At 69.9% G+C, this 3,355-nt stretch carries 3 protein-coding genes; 2 read left to right on the plus strand and 1 reads right to left on the minus strand.

What is annotated here, in order from left to right:
- Positions 1 to 261: hypothetical protein (locus tag ACYVE9_RS19910; RefSeq protein WP_461029244.1), on the minus strand; the 261-nt coding region annotated here is incomplete at its 3' end.
- 22 nt (positions 262 to 283) lie between these two features.
- Between ACYVE9_RS19910 and gcl the strand changes: the two genes are divergently transcribed.
- Together gcl and ACYVE9_RS19920 are read left to right on the plus strand one after the other, a co-directional pair.
- Complete coding sequence (gene gcl, locus ACYVE9_RS19915) at positions 284 to 2,062, plus strand: glyoxylate carboligase (protein ID WP_461029245.1); 1,779 nt, start codon at positions 284 to 286, stop codon at positions 2,060 to 2,062.
- Positions 2,063 to 2,278: 216 nt separating this feature from the next.
- Positions 2,279 to 3,295 carry a TerC family protein gene (locus tag ACYVE9_RS19920; protein ID WP_461029246.1) on the plus strand — a complete coding sequence of 339 codons (1,017 nt, stop codon included), beginning with the start codon at positions 2,279 to 2,281 and terminating at the stop codon, positions 3,293 to 3,295.
- Positions 3,296 to 3,355 lie beyond the last annotated feature (60 nt).

The following is a 3,355-nucleotide window of genomic DNA, read 5'->3' on the forward strand; positions in this document are numbered from 1 at the left end:
CGCCGCGCCCGACGCGACCGTGCGCACCGCCGTTGCCGCCGTCACCACCGTCACCCCTCGACGCAGCCGCCGCAGCCGACGCCGCGGCGTGCCCCCGCATGCCTGGGCGGCCTCGCCCTCGCCTCGTGTCGCCCTCTCCGGGATGCCTGATCCCTTGACTCCCGACAGGCGCCCTTCTAGATTGACTTCCGTATAGCAGAACGCTTCTTTCGCATTGTGGAAGTTGGCCAGTGGCCGGCAGAGCGGGGAGCGTGCCTCCATCGGCCCACCCAGGAGAACTCAGATGGCTCGAATGACCGCCGCTCGCGCAGCAGTCGAGATCCTCAAGCGGGAAGGCGTCGACATCGCGTTCGGCGTCCCGGGCGCTGCGATCAACCCCTTCTACGCGGCACTCCGTGCTGCCGGGGGCATCGAGCACAAGCTCGCGCGCCACGTCGAGGGCGCCTCCCACATGGCCGAGGGCTACACCCGGGCCGAGGCCGGCAACATCGGGGTGTGCATCGGCACTTCCGGCCCCGCCGGCACCGACATGATCACCGGCCTCTACTCGGCGAGCGGCGACTCGATCCCGATCCTGTGCGTCACCGGACAGGCGCCGACCTCCCGGCTGCACAAGGAGGACTTCCAGGCAGTCGACATCGAGTCCATCGCCAAGCCCGTCACCAAGATGGCGATGACCGTCCTGGAGCCCGCCCAGGTGCCGGGCGCCTTCCAGCAGGCCTTCCACCTGATGCGGTCCGGACGCCCGGGCCCGGTGCTGATCGACCTGCCGCTGGACGTCCAGATGACGGAGATCGAGTTCGACCCGGACACCTACGAGCCGCTGCCGGTGCACCGGCCGGCCGCCAGCCGCCGGCAGATCGAGAAGGCGCTCACCATGCTGGCCGAGTCCGAGCGGCCGCTGATCGTCGCGGGCGGCGGCATCATCAACGCCGACGCCGACCGGCTGCTGGTGGAGTTCGCCGAACTGACCGGCGTTCCGGTGGTCCCCACCCTCATGGGCTGGGGGACCATCGCCGACGACCACCCGCTCAACGCGGGAATGGTCGGCCTCCAGACCTCGCACCGCTACGGCAACGCGACGTTCCTGGAGTCCGACTTCGTCCTGGGCATCGGCAACCGCTGGGCCAACCGGCACACCGGCAACCTCGACGTCTACACCGAGGGCCGCACCTTCGTGCACGTGGACATCGAACCCACACAGATCGGGCGGGTGTTCGCCCCCGACTACGGCATCGTCTCGGACGCCGGAGCGGCGCTGGCCCTGTTCGTCGAGGTGGCCCGCGAGCTGAGGGACGCCGGGCAGCTGCCCGACCGCGGCGCCTGGGCGGAGTCCACCCGGCAGCGCCGCGCGCGGCTGCAGCGGCGCACCCACTTCGACAACGTGCCGATCAAGCCGCAGCGCGTCTACGAGGAGATGAACCGGGCGTTCGGCCCGGAGACCCGCTACGTCTCGACCATCGGCCTCTCGCAGATCGCCGGCACCCAGTTCCTGCACGTCTACCGGCCCCGGCACTGGATCAACTGCGGGCAGGCCGGACCGCTGGGCTGGACGATCCCAGCCGCGCTCGGGGTGGCCACCGCCGACCCCGACGCGACCGTGGTGGCGCTCTCCGGCGACTACGACTTCCAGTTCATGATCGAGGAGCTGGCCGTCGGCGCGCAGTTCCGCATCCCCTACGTGCACGTGCTGGTCAACAACTCCTATCTGGGGCTGATCCGGCAGGCGCAGCGCAACTTCGACATGGACTACCAGGTCCAGCTGTCCTTCGAGAACCTCAACGCCCCCGAACTGGGCGTCTACGGCGTCGACCACGTGCGGGTCGCCGAGGGACTGGGCTGCAAGGCCATCCGGGTGACCGAGCCCGACCAGCTGCTGCCCGCGTTCGAGCAGGCCAAGAAGCTGGCCGCGGAACACCGCGTCCCGGTCGTCGTCGAAGCCATCCTGGAGCGGGTCACCAACATCTCCATGAGCGGCGGTGACCTGGACAAGGTCAACGAGTTCGAGGAGCTGGCCACCGAGGCCGCCCACGCCCCGACCGCGATCGTGCCGATGGGCTGACCTCCCGGCCACCGGCCCGTCGGGCGCGCAGGCCCTGCCTGCGTGCGGCGGGCCCGCCGGACGCCCGCCGCCGTTTCGCTGCGCCGCGACGGGCATCCGAGGCGGATCCTGGGGCATGATCGTGGCTGGCGTCCGGCACGGTTCCCCCGGAACGGTCCACGGGCGCCGTACTACGGTCCGCCGTCGGCGGAGCACGAGGCGATATGGAGGTGTGGGGTGGAGGTCACCGCTCTCGGTTGGACGCTGACCATCGGCGTGATCCTGGGTTTGCTGGCGCTCGACCTGGTGCTGGGCACGGTACGCCCGCACGCGGTCGGCTTCCGCGAGGCGACCATCTGGTCGGTGTTCTACATCGCGGTCGCCGTGGCCTTCGGTGTGGTCTTCGCCAGCCAGGTGGGATGGGACTACGGCGCGGAGTACTTCGCCGGCTACATCGTGGAGAAGAGCCTGTCGGTCGACAACCTCTTCGTCTTCGTGCTCATCATGTCGACGTTCGCGGTGCCCAAGGAGCACCAGCACCGCGTGCTCACCTTCGGCATCATCGCCGCCCTGATCCTGCGGGTGATCTTCATCGCCCTGGGCGCGACCCTGCTGTCGCTCTTCTCCTTCATGTTCCTCATCTTCGGCCTGCTGCTGCTGTGGACGGCCGTCCAGCTGTTCCGGCACCGCAACGAGGACCCGGACGTGGAGAACAACGTCCTGGTGCGCACCTGCCGGCGTGTGCTGCCCGTGATGGACACCTACGTCGGCGGCCGGCTGACGACCCGCGTGGCGGGCCGGCGGATGGTCACGCCGCTGTTCGTCGTGTTCATCGCCATCGGCGGCACGGACATCCTCTTCGCCCTCGACTCCATCCCCGCGGTGTTCGGCGTCACGGAGGAGCCCTACATCGTCTTCACCGCGAACGCCTTCGCGCTGCTGGGCCTCAGGGCGCTGTTCTTCCTGGTGACCGGCCTGCTCGACCGGCTGGTGTACCTCTCCGCCGGACTGGCCCTGATCCTGGCGTTCATCGGCGTCAAGCTGATCCTGCACTGGGCCCACGGCCTCAGCTCCGCGGTCCCCGAGATCAGCACCGGCCTCTCGCTCGTGGTGATCGGCGGGGTCCTGGCCGTCACCACCGTGGCCAGCCTGCTCAAGTCCCGGCGTGACCCCACCGCCAAGGCCCACGCCGGAGCCGTGCTCGGCACGCCCACCCAGGCGGGGTCCCAGGAGGGACGACCGCCACAGGACTGAGGGACCCGGCCCCGAGAACAGTAAGCAGGCCGTGGCCGCCGGGGACGCGATGTCCCCGGC

The sequence above is a fragment of the Streptomyces sparsus genome (assembly GCF_054776295.1).